Genomic DNA, 21,288 nt, shown 5'->3' with positions numbered 1-21,288 from the left:
GGAAGGAGGAGAGCGCCATGCGTATCATGACCATGCTCGGCCTGACGGCGTTGGTAGCCGTTTCAGTTCCGGGCTCGGCCCAGCAGGACGAACGCTTCCGGCCGCCGGGCGGTCAGGCTGAAGCGACGATCTATCGCGATGCCTATTATTCGGGGCCCGCGGTTGCGGTGCAGCGTGCTGAACCCGACATGGGGCTGGCGTGGCAAGTGCGTTCGATTCGCGTGCGGAGCGGCCGCTGGCAGATCTGCACGGGACGCAATTTCACCGGTCGCTGCACCACCGTCGATCAGGACACGCCCAGCATCGCCAACCAGTTCCGCACACTCCAGTCGATGCGGCCTTTGGGCGGCGGGGGATCGGGCGGTGGCGGCGGTTCGGGTCAGTCGCTGCGCGGCATGGGTGCCGAATTCTTCCCCGAGCCCATGCGCTATGGCCAGCGTATCCAGTGCCCGGGCGGACAATCGACCGCCAATTGCGCCAAGACGACGGCGGACCAGTTCTGCCGTTCGGCAGGCTGGAACGGCTCGCGCAACCAGTCGCTCCAGACGGTTGGCCGTCGCGTCTACATTGCCGACGTGCTCTGCGTGCGTTCGGGTTTTTGAACCGGAAGGGGCGGGCGGCGTCGGTGCCTGGCCGCCCGATGGCAACGCTCCGGACGCATCAGGCGCCGGCCTTGCCTTTGTTTCGACCCCGGTCATAATGGCGATGGGGCTGGATCGGAGCGCGCATTGGCGTATCGCCTGAAACGCAGCGACAAGTCGATTGAGAAGACGCTGCACCGGATCGTAAGCGAACAGATCGAGGCGGCGATCGTCGAGCTCGTCAGCCCACGAACCGATCGCGTCGAAATGGTCCATTCGGCGCGCAAACATTGCAAGCAGCTTCGCGCGCTGATCCGCCTTATCCGTCCGGGATTTGCCGACTTTGATGAGGCTGACGACAGGCTGCGTGCGCTCGCCGCGCCGCTTGCACTGACGCGCGATGCCGATGTGATGATTGAGACGTGCGACACGATCCTGCGTGAGTGGCCGGAGACGGATCGTTCCTCCGCCGCGGCGGTGCGTCGTCGGCTCTTGCACAATCGCAAGATGCTGGGGGCGATCGTCGACCTTGACGAGCGGCTCGCGACATTCGTCCGGGACATCGCCGTGCTGCGGGAGGATGCCGCGCACTGGCGTATCGACGGAGACGGTTTCGACATGATCGCCCAAGGCGCGGCGCGCAACTATCGCAAGGCCCGCAAGGCGATGAAGCGTGCCGCAACAAGCGGCGATGCCGAGGATTTTCACGACTGGCGCAAATCGGTGAAATATCATTGGTATCACACGCGGTTGCTCGCGCCGATCTGGCCAACCGAAATGGCGGTGCATGTCGACGCCGCGCACGATCTTGGCGAAGTGCTTGGCCATCATCACGACCTCGCGGTGCTCGATCATGCCATTGCCGCACATCCCGAAGATTTCGGTGGCATCACCGTTGTCGCGCCCTTTCGCGCTGCGCTCGCACAACGAAGCGGGTCGACCGCAGATCGCGCGCTGAACGAGGGCGGTCTTTTGCTGAGCGAGTCGCCATCTGCGCTGGTCAAGCGCTGGCGCGGTTACTGGGAGGTCTGGCGTGCCGAGGGCGACGCGGCAGATCAGGCAAGGGCTGCGTGATGGCGATCGAGATCGAACGCAAATTCCTCGTCGCGGATGATCGCTGGAAAAGCGAGGTCGTGGCGGTCAAGGCGATCCGCCAGGGCTATCTTGCACGCGAAGGCGCGGCGTCAGTGCGCGTGCGCGTCGTGGACGGGACATCCGCCATGCTCACCGTCAAGTCGGAGCGCGGTGGCGAGGGGCGTCTGGAGTTCGAATACGCCATACCCATCGAAGATGCCGAGCCGCTGCTCGGGCTTGCGACGGGTGAATTGATCGTCAAGCGCCGCCATCTCGTGCCCGTGACCGGAGACAAGCTCATATGGGAGGTCGATGTCTTCGAGGGACGACTAGCGGGGCTCGTCCTCGCGGAGATCGAGCTCGATCATCCCGGGCGCGCGGTCGATTTGCCCGACTGGTTGGGGCCGGAGGTGACCGACGACCCGCGATACCAGAATGCACGGCTCGCCGCCGCGGTTGGTCCACCCGCCATTGTTGACACCCAACCGCGATGATGGGAGCGGCGTTGCGCCAAAGCGACGATATCCTTCGATTCAGGAGCAATGTGATCTTGCGCTTTGGCATCGTGCCCGACAAAAGCTCCCCTGGAGAGCGAGGGCGATGAGACGACGCGCTTCATCAGTGCGCACGCGACACAGCGCGTTGACCGCAGCCGCGCTTGACTCCGCGGCGTCGCGACCGTATTGGGTCCTGCATTCCGAAACCCCGGCTCTCCGGCGGCGCTTTCTTGCGCTCGCCGCGTTCGTGCGTTTCGGGACTGACGCGATGAGATGGGCGGTTCTGCCAAGGCCGCCTGTGGAGCAGGAGAAAGAAAGATGGCACGTATTGCGGGGGTTAACATCCCGACCAACAAGCGCGTTCTGATCGCGCTTCAGTATATTCACGGAATCGGCCCCGCCAAAGCGCAGGCGATCATCAACCAGCTCGGCATCACGCCCGAGCGCCGCGTGCAGGACCTGTCGGACCAGGAAGTCCTCCAGATCCGCGAGACGATCGACGCCGGCCACACGGTGGAAGGTGATCTTCGTCGCCAGACCGCGATGAACATCAAGCGCCTGATGGACCTGGCCTGCTATCGCGGCCTGCGTCACCGTAAGGGCTTGCCCGTCCGCGGCCAGCGCACGCACACCAACGCCCGCACCCGCAAGGGTAAGGCCAAGCCGATCGCCGGCAAGAAGAAGTAAGGGGCGCGACAAACCATGGCACGTGAACCGCAGCGCCTTCGTCGGCGCGAACGCAAGAACATCACCGCAGGCGTCGCGCATGTGAACGCCAGCTTCAACAACACCATGATCACGATCACCGACGCGCAGGGCAATGCGATTTCCTGGTCGTCGGCGGGCATGATGGGCTTCAAGGGCAGCCGTAAGTCGACGCCCTATGCCGCCCAGGTCGCCGCCGAGGACGCGGGCAAGAAGGCCGCCGAGCACGGCGTCCGCACGCTCGAGGTCGAGGTGAAGGGTCCGGGTTCGGGCCGCGAATCGGCGCTCCGTGCGCTCCAGGCGGTCGGCTTCAACATCACGTCGATCCGCGACGTGACGCCGATCCCGCACAACGGCGTGCGGCCGTCCAAGCGCCGCCGCGTCTGATGTGATCCCCGATGGGCTGCCCGAGAGGGCGGCCCTTCGACCTATTGTTATCGGCCGGAGCGCCCCTCGCTCCCGCCCAGCCAAGGGGAAGCCCGTGTCTGTCAATGTCAAGAACTGGCAGGAATTGAAAAAGCCCAATGGCCTGGAGAAGAAAGCTGGCGGCGACGCCAAGCGCAAAGCGGCGTTCGTCGCGGAGCCGCTCGAGCGCGGCTTCGGCCTGACGCTCGGCAACGCGCTGCGCCGCGTTCTCCTCTCCTCGCTGCAGGGCGCCGCGGTCACCTCGATCAAGATCGAGAATGTGCTGCATGAGTTCTCGTCGCTCGCGGGTGTCCGCGAAGACGTGACCGACATCGTCCTCAATGTGAAGCAGATTGCGCTGAAGATGGAAGGCGAGGGCGCCAAGCGCCTGCAGCTTTCCGCGACCGGCCCCGCCGAAGTCACCGCGGGCATGATCTCGGTGTCGGGCGACATCGAGGTGATGAACCCCGATCTCGTCATCTGCCACCTCGACGAGGGTGCGACGCTCAACATGGAGCTCGTCGCGGATACCGGCAAGGGCTATGTCCCCGCCGCCGCGAACCGCCCCGCGGACGCTCCGATCGGCCTGATCCCGATCGACGCGCTCTACTCGCCCGTGCGCCAGGTTGCGTACAAGGTCGAGAACACGCGCGTCGGCCAGGAACTGGACTATGACAAGCTGACGCTCACCATCGAGACCGACGGCACCGTCACCCCCGACGATGCGCTGGCTTATGGCGCGCGCATCCTGCAGGACCAGCTCCAGCTCTTCGTCCACTTCGACGAGGGTCTGGCGGCGGCTGCGCCGACGATCGGCATGGCGGCCCCTGCGGCAGCGGAGTCGGAGAGCGACACCAACCAGCTCAACCGTTACCTGCTCAAGAAGGTCGACGAGCTCGAGCTGTCGGTGCGTTCGGCGAACTGCCTCAAGAACGACAACATCATCTATATCGGCGATCTGGTTCAGAAGACCGAGGCCGAGATGCTGCGCACGCCGAACTTCGGCCGCAAGTCGCTCAACGAGATCAAGGAAGTCCTCTCCAGCATGGGTCTGCGCCTCGGCATGGAGATCCCCGGCTGGCCGCCCGAGAATATCGAGGAAATGGCCAAGAAGCTGGAACAGGAGATTTTGGGCTAAGACGCTCCGGAGTCTGCGTTACCGAACAAAAGGGCCGTCCCGTTGGGGCGGCCCTTTTTTCTTTGACGAGCCTGACGATGCGAAGGCCAGTGCCGCATATCTCGTGGATCTCTTCATCCGTCTGGTTGAGTTTGTGACACCCTCACCATCCGAATGTCACACCTGCGCGCCCTCCGGTGGAGCCCTTCACGGTGGACCCCGCGACACCACCGCTCACCCAGACCCGATCGGTCACGCGGGCGACTACCGCACCCGAAAAGCCCTGTTGGCCGCGATAGGTGGAGAGGTTGAACGAGACAGCGACGTTCATGTCGGGCGGGAGCAGCGTGCCGCCCATCGCCATCGCCGCCGCGATTCCGCCGTTGGCCTGGCGCATCTGGCGGTCGAGCACGGCCACCTGTCCCTCGAGTGCGCTCGTTCGCGGGCCCAATCCGCCCAGCGTCGCAATGTCGAGTGTGCTCGTGCCGAGATTGCCGGCCATGTCGGTCGTCACCAGCCGCAGCGCGCCGCTCTGCGCCGCCTGGCTCGCCGAGGAATTGATTCCCGCCAGCGTGTAGGTCGAGGTGCCGGAACCGAGCGCGACCTGGTTCGGCCCCATCGCGGATGCGCCGGCACCGATCGCGACCGCGTTGGCGCCCGTTGCCTGCGCGCCCTGCCCGAGCGCGACAGCGCCCGCTCCGGTCGATTGTGCCGCCTGGCCCACCGCGACCGCGTTGTCGGCGGTCGCCTGAGCATTGTTGCCGAGCGCGGTCGACGTGGCGCCGGACGCCGTGCTGCTGTTGCCGACCGCAAGCGAGCGAGCGCCCGAGGCCACGGCGCCCGCGCCACCCGCCGAGGAATCGGCCCCCGACGGATTGGGCGGCAGCGCACCGCTCGTATTGTCGGATCCAAAGCCGCCCAGCGCCTGACCGGTGACGAGGTTCGCGACGTCCGCCAGCACTTCGTTGGTGAAATTGAGCTGGTCTCCATTCACCGCCTCGGTCGACCCGGCTGCGATCGTTCCCGGCCCGACGCCCGCGAGCGTGCGCGCGCCCTGTGCGCCGGCAAAGCTGACCGCGACTCCGTCGGTCGCGGCGCCGACCGTGAGATTGCTTCCGGGTCCCGCCTGCTGGACCAGGCCGATCGTTCCCGCGCTGATCGCATTGTTGAGGTTGGTTACGTTATTGCTGACCGTCGTGATGTTCGCGCTATTGGTGGCGGTCTGCCCCTGCAGCGTCGTGATCGCCCCCGTATTGCCCGCAACCTGCCCCTGCAGCGTCGTGATCTGGCCAGCACTGGTCACCGCCTGCCCCTGCAGTGTCGCGATATCGCCCGAATGGGTTGCCACTTCGCCCTGGAGCGCTGTGATCGCGCCGGCATTGGTAGCGCCCTGGTTCTGCAGCCCGGAGATCGCATTGGTGTTGGTGGTCACCTGACCATCGAGTGCGGTCAGCGCGCCGCCCACGCTCGTCTGGGTCGCGCCCTGGATCGTGTAGCTGGGTGCGGTGACCGTGCCGTCGGGATTGACGGTCGAGCCACCGCCCAGCGCGGTGGCGACACTTTGTGCCGAGCCAGCAAGCTGGCTGCCGTTTACGGCGTCGGTGGAGCCCGCATTGACCTGCCCGGCCGCGACGCCGGTCAGTTGGCGTGCCCCCGCCGTTCCCGTGAAGTCGACTCCTGCGCCGTCGGTGCCCCCGCCGACCAGGATGTTGGCCCCGGCCGCGGGCTGGACCACCAGTCCCGATCCCGTCGGCGGAATCCCCGCCGTCAGGCCCGCAATGGCCGCCGTGTTCGCCGCGATCTGTGAATCGTGAGAGCCCACCTGTCCCTGCAGCGTCGAGATATTGCCCGCGGCGGCAGTGGCCAGGGTCTGCAGGTTTGTGATGTTGGTGCCAGCGGTCGTGATGGCACTCGTGTTGTTGGCCGTCTGCCCCTGCAGCGCCAGAATATCGTTCGTGCTGGTTCCGACCTGCCCCTGCAGCGCGCTGATGTCAGTGACGTTGCTCGCGATGAGGCTCGAATTTGTCGCAACCTGGCCCTGCAGTGTGCTGATGTTCGCGGTGTTGGTAGCGATGTTGCCGGTATTGGTCGTGAGCTGGCCGTCGAGCGCGGCCAGCGCGGTGCCGATATTGGGGCGCGCAGCGCCCTGGATGGTGTAGCTGGGCGGAGAGAGCCTTCCCGTTGCGCTTGAATAGCTGGCGCCGCCGCCCAGGGCGGTCGCGATATCGCCGCCAAGGGCATCCGCGCGTGAAACCGCGCCCTGCAACTGAAGGACGTTGACCGCGTCGTTGGCCTGGGATCCCGCAGCCACGCCCGTGATCTGCCGCTGGCCCGAGGTGGTTCCAACGGAGACTTCGCCGATCGAGTTCTGCGGCGAAGTAAGCACAGCGGCCGTATAATTGGTCTGCGCGCCGCGCGAGGCATTGCTGTTCGCACCAACTGCCACGCTGTTGGATTGCGCGACGGTCGCGCCGAAACCGAACGCCGACGCCTGCGTCGCCCCCGTGGCGATCGTGGAATTGGTGCCGACCGCGGTGCTCTGGTTCGCAAGAACCCGGGCGTTCCATCCAATGGCGGTATCGCCCACACCCACAGCGAGGGCACTGTCTCCGACAGCCGTCGATCCCCTGCCGCTGGAAACGGTGATGCGGCCGAGCGCAACCGAACCTTCGCCGCTGGAAACGGAGTCCCTGCCGAGTGCCATAGCCCCCAGTCCGCTGGCATTTGCGGTGCGGCCGAGCGCAACCGCGTTGGCCGCGCTCGCCTGCGCCGCATTGCCGACAGCAAGCGCGTCGGTGCCCGTCGCGTCGGCCGACTGGCCGAGCGCGACGCTGCGCACACCCGTGGCAGTGGCGTTCTGCCCGAGCGCGGTGCTGACCTGGCCCGTCGCGCGCGCCGAAGTGCCAAGCGCCACCGAATTGGCGCCCTGGGCAAGGCTGTTCTGCCCGATGGCGCTGCCTTGCGCTCCGGTGGCGCGCGCCGTGGTGCCAAACGCGACGCTGTTCTGGCCGCTGGCAATCGTGCCGGTGCCAACGGCGGTCGCATCACTGTTGCTCGTCACGCTGTTGTTGCCGATCGCGATGCCATTGGTGATCGCCGTCCCGCTGCCATCGGTGGCGGCGACCGACGCGCGGGTTCCGAGCGCAAGGCCATTGGCCGAATTCACCACACTGTTGTTGCCGATCGAGATGCTGTTGACACCGACTGGAGCGACCACCGCCTGGGTGCCGAGTACGATGCTGTCGGCCGCATTCGCGGTGGAGAGAAAACCGATCGCGATGGTGTTCGCCCCCAACGCCTGTGCAAGTGTTCCCACCGCCGAACTCTGGTCGCCCGTAGCACGGCTGCCGCCGCCGAGCGCCGAAGCGCCACGCGCCGTCGCCTGCGTATCGAAGCCATAAGCCGTGCTGGCGAGCCCCGATGCGATCGAGATCGAGCCGACCGCGGTCGTCCCATCCTCGGTTGCCAGCGTGTTTCCGCCGATTGCCACCGACCCCGTCCGCGTCGCCTGCACGTTGGAGCCGATGCCGACCGCCGCGTCCCCGGATACCGTGTTCGAGCCCCCGATGGCCACTCCCAGGATCCCGCTTGCGCGCGAGTTGGAGCCGACCACCGTCGCCGTGTCGCCGCTGGCGTTGGCGCCGGTTCCGACCGCCGTGGCGTTCAGCGTTCCGGCATTGCTGCTTGCTCCCAGCGCGACACTGCTACCGCCTTGCGCCACCGCGTTGAAGCCGCCCGCGAACGAGTTCAGGCCGCTCGCACGGCCGCGAGAACCGATGGCGACAGCCTGACCCACGCCTGATGACCCTGCGGTTGCGCCGGTGCCGATCGCAACCGAGTCACCGGTGCCGCTGGTGGTGGTCGGGGTGCTGCGGTCGTTGCCGATTGCAATCCCGCGATCATCGTTGACCTGTGCGGCGGGGGTGGGCCCGGCCGGGCAATCGGTCGCGCCGCTGATCGCGATGCCGCTTGTCACCGGCGGGTTCACCACCGCCGGCGGATTGGCGGGGCATGCTGGAACGGGCGCCGGCGTGGTGGGCTGGACAACGAGCCCTTGTGCCATCACGGGCTGAACGAGCATGGGCATGGCCAGCCCAATCGACGTAAGCGCGGTGGAAAAGAGTAATGACACGATCTTCGCACGATGATCTGGGCGCTCCATGATTATCCTCCTGTGACTTCATCAGCCGGATTCGAATAATTTGGTCTTGGCCCCCCGATTTTTTCGTTCGTAGCTCAATGTGTCTCGCGCCGTTCTCCCTCGAATCTGGCCGTCGAGGATAGATCAGCAGCGGGCAGTCGCAATCGGGATAATCCCCGGCTTTCCGGTCTATTTTGGCATTATGCGCGAGCGTCCGGGTACGTTCCGTCCCTTCGCGGCGGGCTGGTTCGCCTGTTTTCACGGCCCGGAGAAGAAGGCTGGCGACGACGCCAAGCGCAAGGCGACTTTCGGCGCGGGCCAATCGAGCAGATCCCCTGAAAAATCCTTGACTCGAACGCCGTGATCGGCTTTGGGGCTGCTCTTCACGCATATGTGACTGGTTTTGGGCGGTGGCCTTATTCACCGCCTGGTCCGGGGTACCTGATACGGCCCCCGAACGAACGAAGGAAGAAGACAATGCGTCATCGCGTAGGCGGCCGCAAGCTGCAGCGTACCGGTTCACACCGTACAGCCATGTTCCGCAACATGGCGGCAGCGCTGATCAAGCACGAGCAGATCATGACCACGACAGCCAAGGCGAAGGAACTTCGCCCCTATGTCGAAAAGCTGATCACGCTCGCCAAGAAGGGCGGCCTTTCGAACCGTCGTCTCGCGCATGCGCGCCTGCTCGACGACACGCAGCTCAAGAAGCTGTTCGACGTTCTGGCCGAGCGCTACAAGGACCGTAACGGCGGCTATACCCGCATCATCAAGGCCGGCTTCCGCGCCTCGGACGCGGCGGCGGTCTCGTACATCGAGCTGGTCGACCGCGACGTCAGCGCCAAGGGCCAGGATTCGGGTCCGGTCGCTGGTGACGATGACATGGACGAAGCGGCCTGATCGCTTAGGTTCATCAAGAACACGTAAAAGGGCCTCGCGGAAACGCGGGGCCTTTTTTGTTGATCGGGGGGCTGGTCGACGCGTTGCGGATATGCCTGCGCCGGCCTCGCCGCATCCCCTCATATGCGAGGATTGGCGGCTACCGTTGTAACAGTTGTCTGTGATGCCCATATCGCCTCCATCGGCACAAGATCTTCGAGCATTGCGTCGACCGACAGACAGATGAGAGCTGCCGCTTGTTTCTGGCGAGAAGCTCACATGAAAATCTGCACGCATCGGGAGTATTTGCTTGATCGGGCCCGACATTGTCGAGAAGCCGCAGAGCATACCGCCAGCGAAGCCATTCGCCGGACCTATCAGGGTTTTGCGACACATTATGAAGGCGCGGCAAGGGTCGAGGCCGATCTGGAGGCACTACACCCCGCCGAACCACCGCGGCCGGTGGCATTGCGCTAGCGGCCCTGCCGCTATGCCATAATCAGCCGCTTCTCGCTGATCGTGCGCTGACGCCTGTCCGCCCAATATCGAATGATCGGCCGTGAAGCGCACGCCGCGCGACGCCAAGCGCGTATTCGCCAAAAGCTGCGTTTGCGTGTACCATGCGGCATCGTCGCTTCCGTACCTTCTGCAGGCCTGTGACGACTGAGAGACACGCGCTGCTCCCGCTTGCCAATGGGAGCAGAAATATGTCGTTCAATCGTAACATGCCCTCGCAGTGGCGCGGAGCGCTGAGTGCCGCAGCTCCGGCGCCCGAGGAACTCCGTACAGATATCCTTTCCGCATATGTGCAGGCCGGCGGCGCCGCGAACGCCAATCCGGAAAAGACGCCGCCGACAGCGATCCGGGCGAGCGGACTGACAGACGATCACCCCTGGCGTCTGGTGTCCTGCTGGGTGCCGAGCAAGACGGATCAGGGCGCGGACGCCTATTTCGAAATCTATCGCGCGTCGGAGGTCAGCTTGACCTCGACGCTTCGGTCGGGGGGCGATTGGCGGTGGCGCCTTCGCACCGCGTCCGATCGTATCCTCGCTTCGGGGCGCGGCTATCGAACCGAAGGACAATGCACGGAGGCGGTCGAGCAGCTCAAGCACTTCGCCACCGGCGCCGACATTCGCCCGAGTTCCGCCCCGCTCTGAACGGGTAGGGGGCGACGGCACGGACGCGATGGCGTGGGCGCTGATGATCGCGGCCGGCGCGGGGCCGCGGGTGTGAATGCCCTAGACCTGGCGGCGCTCGTGCTTGCGGCGCTCTCCGGTGCGGCGGTCGGGACCCTTGAAATCGGGGTCGGGCGGACCGCGCCGGTCCGTATCGCGGCGGTCGCCCTTGCGCTTGTCTTCGGTCTCGTCGGTCATGCCTCACCCCATCGAATGGCTTGGATGCGACCCATTTGTTTCGATAACGATATCAATTGCGCGCGTGGACGCAAGATCATGTCGTTCGTCGAGTCGGGTTTGCGATCCATCGCTCGGGCGCTACGCTTCACCGCAACAAGATCCAGTTTCGGAGACGATACCCCATGCGCCACGCGCTTGCCCTTTTGAGCCTTCCCCTTATCGCGCTTCCCATGAGCCTGAACGCGCAGATCCCTGCCGACGACGCCGCGCCAATCGCGGGCAGCGCGGCCGCGCCGACCTTCGCCTATCCGGCGAGTGACAGGAGCGGGCCGACCGAGACGCATTTCGGGATCAGGGTGGCGGATCCGTATCGCTGGCTCGAGAATGACGTGCGCGGCGACGTGAAGGTGAAGGCGTGGGTGGACGCGCAGAACGCGGTGACCGACGCCTATCTCGACACGCTGCCCGGGCGCGACGTGCTCAAGGCGCGGATGACGAAGCTGATGAACTTCGAGCGCTTCGGCGTACCGCGCAAAGCGGGCAGCCGCTATTTCTATACGCGCAACGACGGGCTGCAGAACCAGTCGGTGCTTTATGCCCAGGACGGGCTGGCGGGCGCGCGGCGCGTGCTGATCGATCCCAACACATGGGCAAAGGATGGCGCGACGGCGCTTGCCGAATGGGCGCCCTCGGACGACGGGTCGAAGCTCGTCTACGCGATCCAAGATGGCGGCAGCGACTGGCGCACGGTGAAGGTGCTCGATGCTGCGACGGGCAAGATGCTCGACGACGAGGTCAAGTGGGTCAAATATTCGAATCTGTCCTGGGCGGGCGATGGCAGCGGATTTTATTATTCGCGCTTCGCGGCGCCCGCGGAAGGGCAGGCCTTCCAGTCGACGACCTCAAACCAGCAGGTCTGGTTCCACCGCATCGGCACGCCGCAGTCCGCCGACACGCTGGTCTACGAGACGCCCGATCGTCCCGCGCTGGGCCATAGCGCGCAGGTGACCGATGACGGCAAGTATCTGCTCATCACCTCCTCGGCGGGCACCGACGAGCGCTATGAGATGCACGTGCTCGATCTCGGTACGCCGGGCGCGAAGCCCAAGGCGCTGGTCAAGGGCCTCGAGAACAACTGGGAACTGGTCGGTAATGTCGGCGCGCGCTTCTATTTTCTTACCAACAAGGGCGCGCCGCGGCAGCGGCTGGTGACGCTCGACGCAGCCAGGCCCAAGGCCGCGCCGGTGCAGATCGTCCCCGAGCGCACAGATACGTTGGTCGGCGCGTCGATGGTGGGCGAGAAGATCGTGCTCGCCTATCTGGGCGACGCCAAGTCCGAGGCCGAGATGGTGACGCTGGACGGTAAGCCCGGCGGCGCGATCACGCTGCCCGGCATCGGCACCGCGGCGGGCTTTGGCGGCAAGGCGGGCGATCCCGAGACCTTCTACACCTTCTCGAGCTTTGCGACGCCGCCCACGGTCTACCGCTTCAACACGACTACGGGCGAGGCGAGCGTGTTCGCGCAGCCCAGGGTGGCGTTCGATCCCGCCGCCTATGAGACGCTCCAGCAATTCTATCCGTCGAAGGACGGGACGAAGATCCCGGTGTTCATCGTCCGCAAGAAGGGACCGATGCCCAGCGGTGGCGCGCCGACGCTGCTTTATGGCTATGGCGGCTTCAACATCTCGGTGACGCCGAGCTTCTCGGCGACCAAGCTCGCCTGGCTTGAACAGGGCGGGGTGCTCGCAATCGCGAACCTGCGCGGGGGCGGCGAATATGGCAAGGCATGGCACGACGCGGGCCGGCTGCAGAACAAGCAGAACGTGTTCGACGACTTTATCGGCGCGGGCGAATATCTGATCGCGCAGGGGATCACCGCGAAGGACAAGCTCGCGATCGAGGGGCGATCCAATGGCGGGCTCCTCGTAGGCGCGGTGGTCAACCAGCGTCCCGACCTGTTCGCCGCCGCGCTCCCCGGCGTGGGCGTGATGGACATGCTCCGCTTCGACCGCTGGACCGCAGGGCGCTATTGGGTGGACGATTACGGCCACCCCGACAAGGAGGCCGATTTCAAGGCGCTGCGCGCCTATTCGCCCTATCACAATGTGAAGCCTGGCGCCGACTATCCCGCGATCCTCGTGACCACCGCGGATACCGATGACCGCGTCGTCCCCGGCCACAGCTTCAAATATACCGCGGCGCTCCAGGCAGCGGACATCGGCGCCAAGCCGCACCTCATCCGGATCGAGACGCGCGCGGGCCATGGCTCGGGCAAGCCTACCGACAAGATCATCGAGGAATCCGCCGACATGTACGCGTTCATCGGCAAATGGACGGGGCTGAAGATCGACGCGGTCGAAAAATAGACGCGATCGGCGCGCGCCGGCCATGAGACGTTTTCGCCCCAAGTTCCCGCGCGGGGAAACGAAATTTTACACGTGCGGGAACCGCTTCGAAGGTCGGAGGTTCTGTGCTATGGGCACATGCGCCCACCAAGAAAGGGGATCAACGATGAAGAAGTTGGGAACCATGGCTGCCGCGGCGGCTGCACTGATGATGGCGGCGACACCCGCCATTGCTGCAGCACCTCAATCGGCTGCCTCGAAATTGTCTGTCGTCAATAATGTCAAGCGTTCGGGCGCCGCGACCAAGGACGCCAACCAGATCGCGGGCGCGAGCTGGATACTCATCGCGGTTGCTGCAGTCGCGGTGGTCGTTGGGATTATCCTGATCACCGACGACGATGACGAGCCGGCAAGCCCCTGAGCTTATCGGAGCGGCCGCGGAGGAGCGCGGCCAACTGAAACGCTAATACTGGTGACGCTGATCGCGGTGGGACGAAAGCGCCCTGCGATCAGCGCGCATCGTCTCGCCCAAGGCTGCCATTCGCGGCTGCGGGACCCCCTGCATATCCGTTGCTGCTGAGCAGTCGGCACCATCGCCGCTTGCGGTTGAAAACGCCCTGCCACCCGCGCCTTGGCTGCCGATAACTAGCGTATTGTACGTTTAACGGGGTGCAGTGCTCCAGCGAAAGCAGGAGTCCATTTTTCCGGACATACAGTCGTTTCCGGCATAGGCTCCCGCTCAAGCCCTGACCACGAAAAGCCACAATCTGGGCACCCGCGCGCCGGCCCGTCAGGGCCGACGCCGGGTAGTGTGATGTGCTTCAGTTCTGGTTCGGGCTCGCGGTCGCGATCTTGTCCATCGCATCGCTCACCGTGAAACTCGCCGCCTTGGCACGCGGCGGGAAGTCCTTGAAGCTTGCGAGCAGCTTGGCAACGATCGCCTGCGCGGGCACCATCAGGAACATCCGGCGGGCCACAAAGTCCGCATAGTAGATGCTTTCCGGGCCGCGCTCGAATGGATCCGATCGCAGATTGTACATGAGTGGCGCGCGGAGCGGCGTGAATGCACCCTGCCACACGCCGAGCGGCGCATGCGGGCCGATCTCGGTGTTCTGTGCCATGAAAGTGACCTTCCAGTGGCGAACGCGCAGTGCCATCAGGTCGCCGTCGTCGCTCCAATAGGCAAAGCCCTGGCGTGGCGATTCCTTCTCCTCGCCCTTGAAGAACGGGATAAGGTTGTACCCGTCAAGGTGCACCTTGAAGCTCTTGTTGCCGATCTTTCCGCCCTTTTTCACCCTGTCGACGACATCGCTGTCGCCCGCGGCCGCGCCGAGGGTGGGCAGGAAATCCTCATGCGCGCAGATGTCGTTGACGATCGTGCCCGGCTTGATCGTTCCGGGCCAGCGGATCACGCAGGGCACGCGGAAGCCGCCTTCCCAGTTGGTTGCCTTCTCGCCCTTGAAGGGCGTTGTGCCGCCATCGGGCCAGGTGAAGCATTCGGCGCCATTGTCGGTCGTGTAGACGACGATCGTGTTGTCCTTGACGCCGAGCTCGTCGACCAGCGCCAGCAGTTCGCCGACATGGCCGTCATGCTCGACCATGCCGTCGGGATAGAGGCCGAGGCCGGTCTTGCCCTTCGACGCCTCCTTGAGGTGCGTGAAAATGTGCATGCGCGTCGAGTTGAAATAGCAGAACCAGGGCGTGCCCTCACCCTGCTTGCGCTTGATGAAGTCCTTGGCATCGGCGAGGAATTCCTCGTCGACCGTCTCCATCCGCTTGCTGCCCATCGGCCCCGTGTTCTCGATCGTCTGGCCGCCCTTGCCATCGGCCTTGCACCTGAGCACGCCGCGCGGGCCGAATTTCTCCTTGAACTTCGGATCCTTGGGATAGTCCTCGTTCTCCGGCTCCTCCTCGGCATTGAGGTGATAAAGATTGCCGAAGAACTCGTCGAAGCCGTGCATCGTCGGCAGATGCTCATCGCGGTCGCCGAGATGGTTCTTGCCGAACTGGCCAGTGGCATAGCCCTGTGCTTTCAGCACCTGCGCGATGCACGGATCGTCGGGCCCGAGCCCGAGATCGGCGCCCGGCAGGCCGACCTTGGTCAGGCCCGTGCGGATCGGCGACTGGCCGGTGAGGAATGCGGCGCGGCCGGCGGTGCAGCTCTGCTGCGCATACCAGTCGGTGAACCGCGCACCTTCTTCTGCGATCCGGTCGATATTGGGCGTGCGATAGCCCATCATCCCGCTGTTGTAGCAACTGGGATTGAACCAGCCGATATCGTCACCCATGATGAAAAGGATGTTCGGTTTGTCTGCCATGATCGCCTCCGGTGGGGGCGGCCGGATGCGCGAAGCCGAAATCATGCGCCAATAGCCGCACCCCTTTGTGCGTCCCGAACGGTGCGAGCGCCATCGGGTCTTTTCCGTAGGGGCGATCGGGCGGGTCGCGGTTCATCGCGCGGTAAGACCGGCTCGTCTAGCATCACCGAAATTGCCCCATTGCTATGGGCACCGAGCGGGAAGGAACGCGCGACATGGCGAGGATGCACAGGATTGCCGCAGGCGCCGTGATCGCGGCGTTGCTCGCCACATCGACGACGCCCGCGCTCGCGCGCGGGCCGCATCGCGGCTGGGGCAATGGCGGCTGGGGGCATGGCGGCGGCTGGCGCCACCGCGACAGGGTCGACGCCGGCGACGTGATCGCGGGCATCATCATCCTTGGCGGGATTGCCGCGATCGCATCGGCGGCATCGAAAAACCGCAGGCCTGCACCCGACAGTCGCTATCCCGAAGATCAATCGCAATCGCGCCCCGCGACCGACGACGAGGATGTCGCCGTCGAGACTTGCGCGCGCGCTGCCGAGGCGCGTGCGTCCGAGGGCGGCCTCGATGCGCGGGTTCGCGAGATCACCACGGTCGACCCCGCCGATGATGGCTGGGAGATAGCCGGGGTCGTCGAAACGCGCGACGGCTATCGCACGCGTTACGCAGGCGGCCGGGGCTTCATCTGCGCGGTACGCCATGGCCAGGTCGAGGACATCACGTTCGACAGCAGCGTCGCTGTACGCTGACCCGACGCCGGCAGCGGTAGTCGCATGCCGGCGCGATGAAGCGACAGGATATTCGGACCGAACCCTGCGCGCGTGTACGGCGGATGCCAACGGTTCATTGCGGCGAAAGTGCGCTCCCGATAGCCCGGTGCTTCTCCATTGTCTCGGAAGGGTAGCGTCTATGTCGGGTATCAAGGTTCTCAGCGGATCTGCGGTTGTGGCAGCGTTGCTGCTCGTGCCGGCAATGCCGGCGCTGGCCTTTGATCCGCCCCAGCGTCTCCAGAATGAGGACGGGAGCGAACAGACCTTGCCTTCGGACGAGGTGGAGGTCGGGTTCGGCGATGAGGAGGCCGCAGAGGCGGCGCCTTCCAGCGCCGAGGACGCGGCAGTCGATCTTTGCGCGCTCGCCGCCGAGCGCGAAGCGACGGTTGGCGGGCAGCGCGGCCGGGTCAACGCGATCGGGCAGGTGCGTGAGACAGGCGGCGGCTGGGAGGTCGAGGGCGTCGTTGAAACCGGGCGCGGCGTTTTGGGCCTGTTCCGCGACGAGACGTTGTTCACCTGTTTCGCGCGCAAGGGCCGGGTGGAGAGCATGCGTCTGGACGACGGATCTGAAGCGGGTTGAGAAGGCCGCGCAGATATGACGCATCGTCAGGAATGATTGCAGGCTCCCCCATCTTTAATCGCTCTTGCGAGGCATTATCATTTATGCTTTAAAGGTTGCACAGGCGGCTCCCTCTCCCCGTCCTGTTCGAGTTTTCTCGATACCTTAGCCGCCGGCCATCTTGCTGCCCTTGCAAGGCCGGCGGCACCTTTCTCTCCAGCTCGCCCCGGATGGCTCGCGCCACCTGATGCGCCGCAAAACTGGACAGGCGCGCGCGCGCGCTTTAACCGGCGCGCACCTCCTCATTTCAGACATTTCAGGCGACTCGATGACCATACAGCCGCAGGACTCCATCCTCATCGTCGATTTCGGCAGCCAGGTGACGCAATTGATCGCCCGGCGCGTGCGCGAGGCGGGGGTCTATAGCGAGATTGCGCCATTCAACGCCGCCGCCGAGGCATTCGAGCGGATGAAGCCCAGCGGCATCATCCTGTCGGGCGGGCCGGCATCGGTCACCGACATAGAGAGCCCGCGCGCGCCACAGCATTTCTTCGAGGCGGGCATCCCCATCCTTGGCATCTGCTACGGCCAGCAGACGATGATGGAACAGCTTGGCGGCAAGGTGGAGGCGCACGACCATGCCGAATTCGGCCGCGCCTTCATCGATATCGCCGAGCGTTCGACGATCTTCGACGGGCTGTGGGCCGAGGGCGAGACGCATCAGGTGTGGATGAGCCATGGCGACCGCGTGACGCAACCCGCGCCGGGGTTCCGCACGATCGCGCAATCGGACGGCGCGCCCTTTGCGGCGACGGCCGACGAGGCGCGGCGCTTTTATGGCGTGCAGTTCCACCCCGAGGTCGTCCACACCCCCGATGGTGCGAAACTGATCGCCAATTTCGCACGCCATGTCTGCGGGCTCAAGGGCGACTGGACGATGGCCGAGTTCCGCGAGACCAAGATCGCCGAGATCCGCGCGCAAGTGGGCAAGGGCAAGGTGATCTGCGGGCTGTCGGGCGGCGTCGACAGCGCGGTCGCGGCGGTGCTTATCCATGAGGCGATCGGCGAGCAATTGACCTGCGTGTTCGTCGACCACGGCCTGATGCGCTCGGGCGAGGCCGATCAGGTGGTGAGCCTGTTCCGTGGGGCTTATAATATCCCGCTCGTTCACGTGAATGCGGAGACGCTGTTCCTGTCGGGGCTCAAGGGCGAGACCGACCCCGAAAAGAAGCGCAAGTTCATCGGCAAGACCTTCATCGACGTGTTCGAGGAAGAGGCGCGCAAGATCGGCGGCGCCGAATTCCTGGCGCAGGGCACACTCTACCCCGACGTGATCGAATCGGTGTCGTTCACCGGCGGGCCGAGCGTGACGATCAAGAGCCACCATAATGTCGGCGGGCTGCCCGAGCGGATGAACATGAAGCTCGTCGAACCCTTGCGCGAGCTGTTCAAGGACGAGGTCCGCGCGCTCGGTCGCGAGCTTGGGCTGCCGGAGGTGTTCGTTGGCCGGCACCCGTTCCCGGGGCCTGGGCTTGCGATCCGTATTCCGGGCGAGGTCAGCAAGGACAAGTGCGACATATTGCGCAAGGCTGACGCGATCTATCTGGAAGAGATCCGCAATGCTGGGCTCTATGACGCGATCTGGCAGGCCTTTGCGGTGCTGCTCCCCGTCAAGACCGTAGGCGTGATGGGCGACGGGCGGACCTATGACAGCGTCTGCGCGCTGCGTGCGGTGACCTCGACCGACGGCATGACCGCCGATGTCTATCCCTTCGACGCCAGCTTCCTGACGCGCGTGGCGACGCGGATCGTCAACGAGGTGAAGGGCATCAACCGCGTGGTCTATGACTATACCTCAAAGCCGCCCGGCACGATCGAATGGGAGTGAAGAAATCACCCTGTCCGGGGGACAGGATGCTTTCTTCACTCGAAAAGGGGGCATCTGAGAGACGGCTCCTTTTCTTACTCAACTTGGGGCGAAGGCCGCCGCATCTCACAAAGGATCACGCATGGCACGCAGACTGATTTCCAGTGGATCGCCGTTCGAGGCGACGATCGGCTATTCGCGCGCGGTGGTGCAGGACGATTTCTGCTTCGTCTCGGGCTGCACGGGCTATGATCCCGACACACGGATCATGCCCGACAGCGCCGCCGAACAGGCGCGCAACGCGTTCCGCGTGATCAGGGGCGCGCTCGCGGAGGCGGGCTTTGAAATGGCCGACGTTGTGCGCGTGGTCTATTACGCCACCGACCAGAAATGGTGGAACGAGGCCATGCCCGTCTTCGCCGAGACCTTTGGCGATATCCGGCCCGCCGCGACGGGGCTGATCGTCGGGCTGATCGCACCCGAGATGAAGGTGGAGATCGAGGTCACGGCGCTGCGACGGGGCTGAGCGCAAGGGGCACGCTCAGCCCTCGCCGCGCAGCGGCGTCCGGATCAGCGCGCGAGGTTGCCCGCCTTGATATAGTCTACGAGCTGCGTGAGCACGGTGCCCCAGCCATCGTGGAAGCCCATTTCCTCATGGCTCTTGCGCGTCTCCTCATTGCCGTGGATCGCGGTCGCGGTGTAGCGCGTGCCCGTCGCGGTCGGCTCAAGCTGCAGCGCCGCGGTGAAGAAGGGCTTGGGCGAAGGGCGGAAACCGGGAAGCAGCGTGTCGGTCCAGATGAACCGCTGATGCGGCACGACCTCAAGATAGCAGCCGACATTGGGGAATTCATCGCCCTCGGGGGAACGCATCGTCGTGCTGAATATGCCGCCGGGACGCAGGTCGATCTCGCACGCGGTGATCGTCCAGGGCTTTGGCACGAACCAGTGACGAATGTGCTCGGGCGTGGTCCATGCCTTCCAGACGAGCTCCAGCGGCACGTCGACCTCGCGCTCGAGAACGAGGTCCAGTTTCGGATCGGGCTTACCAAGGGGGAACGTCATTTAGGATTCTCCTCTTCCTTCATTTTCAACAGATGGTCGTCGAGCCGGTCGAGCCGGCGTTCCCAGAGCGTGCGCTGGCGACCAAGCCAGTCCTCGGCGAGCTTCATGCAGTCGGGCTCGAGCCGGTAGGTGCGGACGCGCCCGACCTTGCGCGAGCGCACGAGGCCGCAGGTTTCGAGTATCTTCAGATGCTCGACGAAGGAGGGCAGCGCCATCTTGTAGGGCGCGGCGAGCTCGCTGACCGATGCCTGTTTCGCGCTCAGCCGTTCCAGCACGTCGCGCCGCGTGGGGTCGGCGAGCGCGCGAAAGATGCCGTCGATCATCGGCGGGGGCGGCGGCGGCGCGGGAATCGAAAGCCCTGGAAACATGGCGGCAGGGCTAGCGCCATCCAATACTTAGGTCAATACCTAAGTATTGGATGGCGTGTCGGTTCCTGCTCCCGCCCGGCTGCGCGCGCATGTCGCGGCTGGTTTCAAGTCGCAGGCGCGGTTAGGAAGGGAGCATGAAGGTCCGCTATCGCGTCATCCATCAGCGCAAATCGGCGATCGCCGCACTGCTCAGCGGGCGCGGCTATACCGACTGGTACATCGCCCAGCGCAAGCGGCTGTTCGGCTGGGCTCCGCTCGGCACCTATCCATCGCTCGAAGAGGCCGAGGCAGCGTGCGATCAGCATGCAGGGGGCAAGCTGCTTCCCGGCGGCGGGCATGTCGTCGCCGAGTTCGTGCGCCTCGACGAGGATTGACCCCGCGACGGGCGCGCGTCACACACCGCGCATGAGCATCACCATGTACGGCATCAAGAATTGCGACACGATCAAGAAGGCACGGACGTGGCTGGAGGATCGCGGAATCGCCTATGACTTCCACGACTACAAGGCTGTGGGCGCTGACGAGGCGGCGCTGCGCGGCTGGGTGTCGGAGCATGGCTGGGAGACGATCCTCAACCGCGCGGGCACGACCTTCCGAAAGCTGCCCGATGCGGACCGCGTGGGGCTCGACGCCGACAAGGCGATCGCACTGATGCTGGCGCAACCCTCGATGATCAAACGGCCCGTGCTGGATCTGGGCGAGCGGCGGCTAGTGGGCTTCAAGCCTGATCAGTATGAGGCTGCGCTGGGCTGAGCGGGAGCGGGTGATGTCTGGAATGGCGTGGAAAGCAGACGTCTCGAACCCCCTCTCCCTTAAGGGAGAGGGTTGCGCAGACTTGGCGGCTGTGCCGCGTAGTCGGAGCTGGGTGAGGGGGCGTAAGTCAACGGCAACGCACGACTCCCAAGCTTCCACCCCCTCATCCAACTCCGCCTAGTTGCGCTCACGCGCAGCAAGGCTCCGTATCCTTCTCCCTTGAGGGAGAAGGTCTTCTTTTGGTCGAAAGCAAACGTCGCTTGGGGTTGCGCCCTTCGCGCCCCGGAGGCCTGCATCTCTATCCAGTGACCATCGAATGGCACCATCGCTCCAGCGCGCTGACCGGCCCTCCACCGTTCAGATGCACGCCGAACGCGAAGAGCATCGCAGCGGGAACCATGGCGACGGGGTAGCCCAAGCGCGGAGGCCGCCAAATCGCGCTTGCCATCAAGGTGCAACACGCGGCCTTTAGGCGGTCACCGAGGAGAG

The 21,288-nt window shown here is 65.0% G+C and carries 21 protein-coding genes; 16 read left to right on the top strand and 5 right to left on the bottom strand.

Annotated features, from left to right (window positions below; translation table 11 throughout):
* Nucleotides 1–17 precede the first annotated feature (17 nt).
* From D3876_RS19530 to D3876_RS19505, 6 genes are all read left to right on the top strand, one after another.
* Nucleotides 18–602: a beta/gamma crystallin-related protein gene (locus tag D3876_RS19530; RefSeq protein ID WP_119765753.1), complete on the top strand. Its 585-nt coding sequence runs from the start codon at nt 18–20 to the stop codon at nt 600–602.
* 126 nt (nt 603–728) lie between these two features.
* The gene (locus D3876_RS19525; protein WP_119765349.1) at nt 729–1,655 is read left to right on the top strand and encodes a CHAD domain-containing protein; all 927 of its coding nucleotides are present in this window, start codon (nt 729–731) and stop codon (nt 1,653–1,655) included.
* Nucleotides 1,655–2,149 (top strand): CYTH domain-containing protein, encoded by a 495-nt coding sequence (locus D3876_RS19520; RefSeq protein ID WP_119765347.1) that lies wholly within the window; start codon nt 1,655–1,657, stop codon nt 2,147–2,149. The genes D3876_RS19525 and D3876_RS19520 overlap by 1 nt, the downstream gene beginning before the upstream one ends.
* Nucleotides 2,150–2,470: 321 nt before the next feature.
* A complete protein-coding gene (gene rpsM / locus D3876_RS19515) occupies nt 2,471–2,839 on the top strand; it encodes a 30S ribosomal protein S13 (protein ID WP_119765345.1) in 369 nt (122 codons plus the stop codon).
* A gap of 15 nt (nt 2,840–2,854) precedes the next feature.
* Nucleotides 2,855–3,244 carry a 30S ribosomal protein S11 gene (gene rpsK, locus D3876_RS19510; RefSeq protein WP_119765343.1) on the top strand — a complete coding sequence of 130 codons (390 nt, stop codon included), beginning with the start codon at nt 2,855–2,857 and terminating at the stop codon, nt 3,242–3,244.
* Between the two features lie 94 nt (nt 3,245–3,338).
* Nucleotides 3,339–4,400: a DNA-directed RNA polymerase subunit alpha gene (locus D3876_RS19505; protein ID WP_119765341.1), complete on the top strand. Its 1,062-nt coding sequence runs from the start codon at nt 3,339–3,341 to the stop codon at nt 4,398–4,400.
* 142 nt (nt 4,401–4,542) lie between these two features.
* Here the strand turns inward: D3876_RS19505 and D3876_RS19500 are convergent, their stop codons facing one another.
* Nucleotides 4,543–8,541 (bottom strand): beta strand repeat-containing protein, encoded by a 3,999-nt coding sequence (locus tag D3876_RS19500; protein ID WP_119765339.1) that lies wholly within the window; start codon nt 8,539–8,541, stop codon nt 4,543–4,545.
* Nucleotides 8,542–8,997: 456 nt separating this feature from the next.
* On the opposite strand from D3876_RS19500, the gene rplQ reads away from it, so the two are divergent.
* A complete protein-coding gene (gene rplQ / locus D3876_RS19495) occupies nt 8,998–9,420 on the top strand; it encodes a 50S ribosomal protein L17 (RefSeq protein WP_119765337.1) in 423 nt (140 codons plus the stop codon).
* A gap of 686 nt (nt 9,421–10,106) precedes the next feature.
* A complete protein-coding gene (locus D3876_RS19490) occupies nt 10,107–10,556 on the top strand; it encodes a YegP family protein (protein WP_182912079.1) in 450 nt (149 codons plus the stop codon).
* Nucleotides 10,557–10,637: 81 nt separating this feature from the next.
* On the opposite strand, the gene D3876_RS21095 is transcribed toward D3876_RS19490, so the two are convergent.
* Complete coding sequence (locus tag D3876_RS21095; RefSeq protein ID WP_274378995.1) at nt 10,638–10,772, bottom strand: hypothetical protein; 135 nt, start codon at nt 10,770–10,772, stop codon at nt 10,638–10,640.
* 212 nt (nt 10,773–10,984) lie between these two features.
* On the opposite strand from D3876_RS21095, the gene D3876_RS19485 reads away from it, so the two are divergent.
* On the top strand, nt 10,985–13,120 hold the full coding sequence (locus D3876_RS19485; RefSeq protein ID WP_238475458.1) for a prolyl oligopeptidase family serine peptidase: 2,136 nt from the start codon (nt 10,985–10,987) through the stop codon (nt 13,118–13,120).
* Between the two features lie 145 nt (nt 13,121–13,265).
* Entirely contained in the window at nt 13,266–13,520 is a 255-nt protein-coding gene (locus D3876_RS19480) for a hypothetical protein (protein WP_119765331.1), read from the top strand.
* Nucleotides 13,521–13,920: 400 nt separating this feature from the next.
* Here D3876_RS19480 and D3876_RS19475 read toward each other — a convergent pair whose 3' ends face one another.
* The gene (locus D3876_RS19475) at nt 13,921–15,417 is read right to left on the bottom strand and encodes an arylsulfatase (RefSeq protein ID WP_119765751.1); all 1,497 of its coding nucleotides are present in this window, start codon (nt 15,415–15,417) and stop codon (nt 13,921–13,923) included.
* A 215-nt stretch (nt 15,418–15,632) separates the two neighbouring features.
* On the opposite strand from D3876_RS19475, the gene D3876_RS19470 reads away from it, so the two are divergent.
* From D3876_RS19470 to D3876_RS19455, 4 genes are all read left to right on the top strand, one after another.
* Nucleotides 15,633–16,169: a hypothetical protein gene (locus D3876_RS19470; protein ID WP_147417693.1), complete on the top strand. Its 537-nt coding sequence runs from the start codon at nt 15,633–15,635 to the stop codon at nt 16,167–16,169.
* Between the two features lie 160 nt (nt 16,170–16,329).
* Nucleotides 16,330–16,770: a hypothetical protein gene (locus tag D3876_RS19465; protein WP_119765327.1), complete on the top strand. Its 441-nt coding sequence runs from the start codon at nt 16,330–16,332 to the stop codon at nt 16,768–16,770.
* Nucleotides 16,771–17,077: 307 nt separating this feature from the next.
* Nucleotides 17,078–18,637, top strand: coding sequence for a glutamine-hydrolyzing GMP synthase (guaA, locus tag D3876_RS19460; protein ID WP_119765749.1), 1,560 nt, complete (start codon nt 17,078–17,080; stop codon nt 18,635–18,637).
* A gap of 121 nt (nt 18,638–18,758) precedes the next feature.
* Nucleotides 18,759–19,142: a RidA family protein gene (locus D3876_RS19455; protein ID WP_119765325.1), complete on the top strand. Its 384-nt coding sequence runs from the start codon at nt 18,759–18,761 to the stop codon at nt 19,140–19,142.
* A gap of 44 nt (nt 19,143–19,186) precedes the next feature.
* Here the strand turns inward: D3876_RS19455 and D3876_RS19450 are convergent, their stop codons facing one another.
* Nucleotides 19,187–19,678, bottom strand: a complete 492-nt coding sequence (locus D3876_RS19450; protein WP_119765323.1) for an SRPBCC family protein — start codon at nt 19,676–19,678, stop codon at nt 19,187–19,189.
* On the bottom strand, nt 19,675–20,046 hold the full coding sequence (locus D3876_RS19445) for an ArsR/SmtB family transcription factor (protein ID WP_119765321.1): 372 nt from the start codon (nt 20,044–20,046) through the stop codon (nt 19,675–19,677). Before D3876_RS19445 ends, D3876_RS19450 begins: the two co-directional genes overlap by 4 nt.
* A gap of 134 nt (nt 20,047–20,180) precedes the next feature.
* On the opposite strand from D3876_RS19445, the gene D3876_RS19440 reads away from it, so the two are divergent.
* Together D3876_RS19440 and D3876_RS19435 are read left to right on the top strand one after the other, a co-directional pair.
* Nucleotides 20,181–20,420, top strand: a complete 240-nt coding sequence (locus D3876_RS19440; protein WP_119765319.1) for a hypothetical protein — start codon at nt 20,181–20,183, stop codon at nt 20,418–20,420.
* Between the two features lie 31 nt (nt 20,421–20,451).
* Complete coding sequence (locus D3876_RS19435) at nt 20,452–20,799, top strand: ArsC family reductase (protein ID WP_119765317.1); 348 nt, start codon at nt 20,452–20,454, stop codon at nt 20,797–20,799.
* The last annotated feature ends 489 nt before the right edge of the window (nt 20,800–21,288 follow it).

This window comes from Sphingomonas cavernae, assembly GCF_003590775.1.
Taxonomy (GTDB): Bacteria; Pseudomonadota; Alphaproteobacteria; order Sphingomonadales; family Sphingomonadaceae; genus Sphingobium_A; species Sphingobium_A cavernae.
Note: the sequence above shows the minus strand (reverse complement) of the source record. Positions and strands in the feature narration are given on the sequence as shown.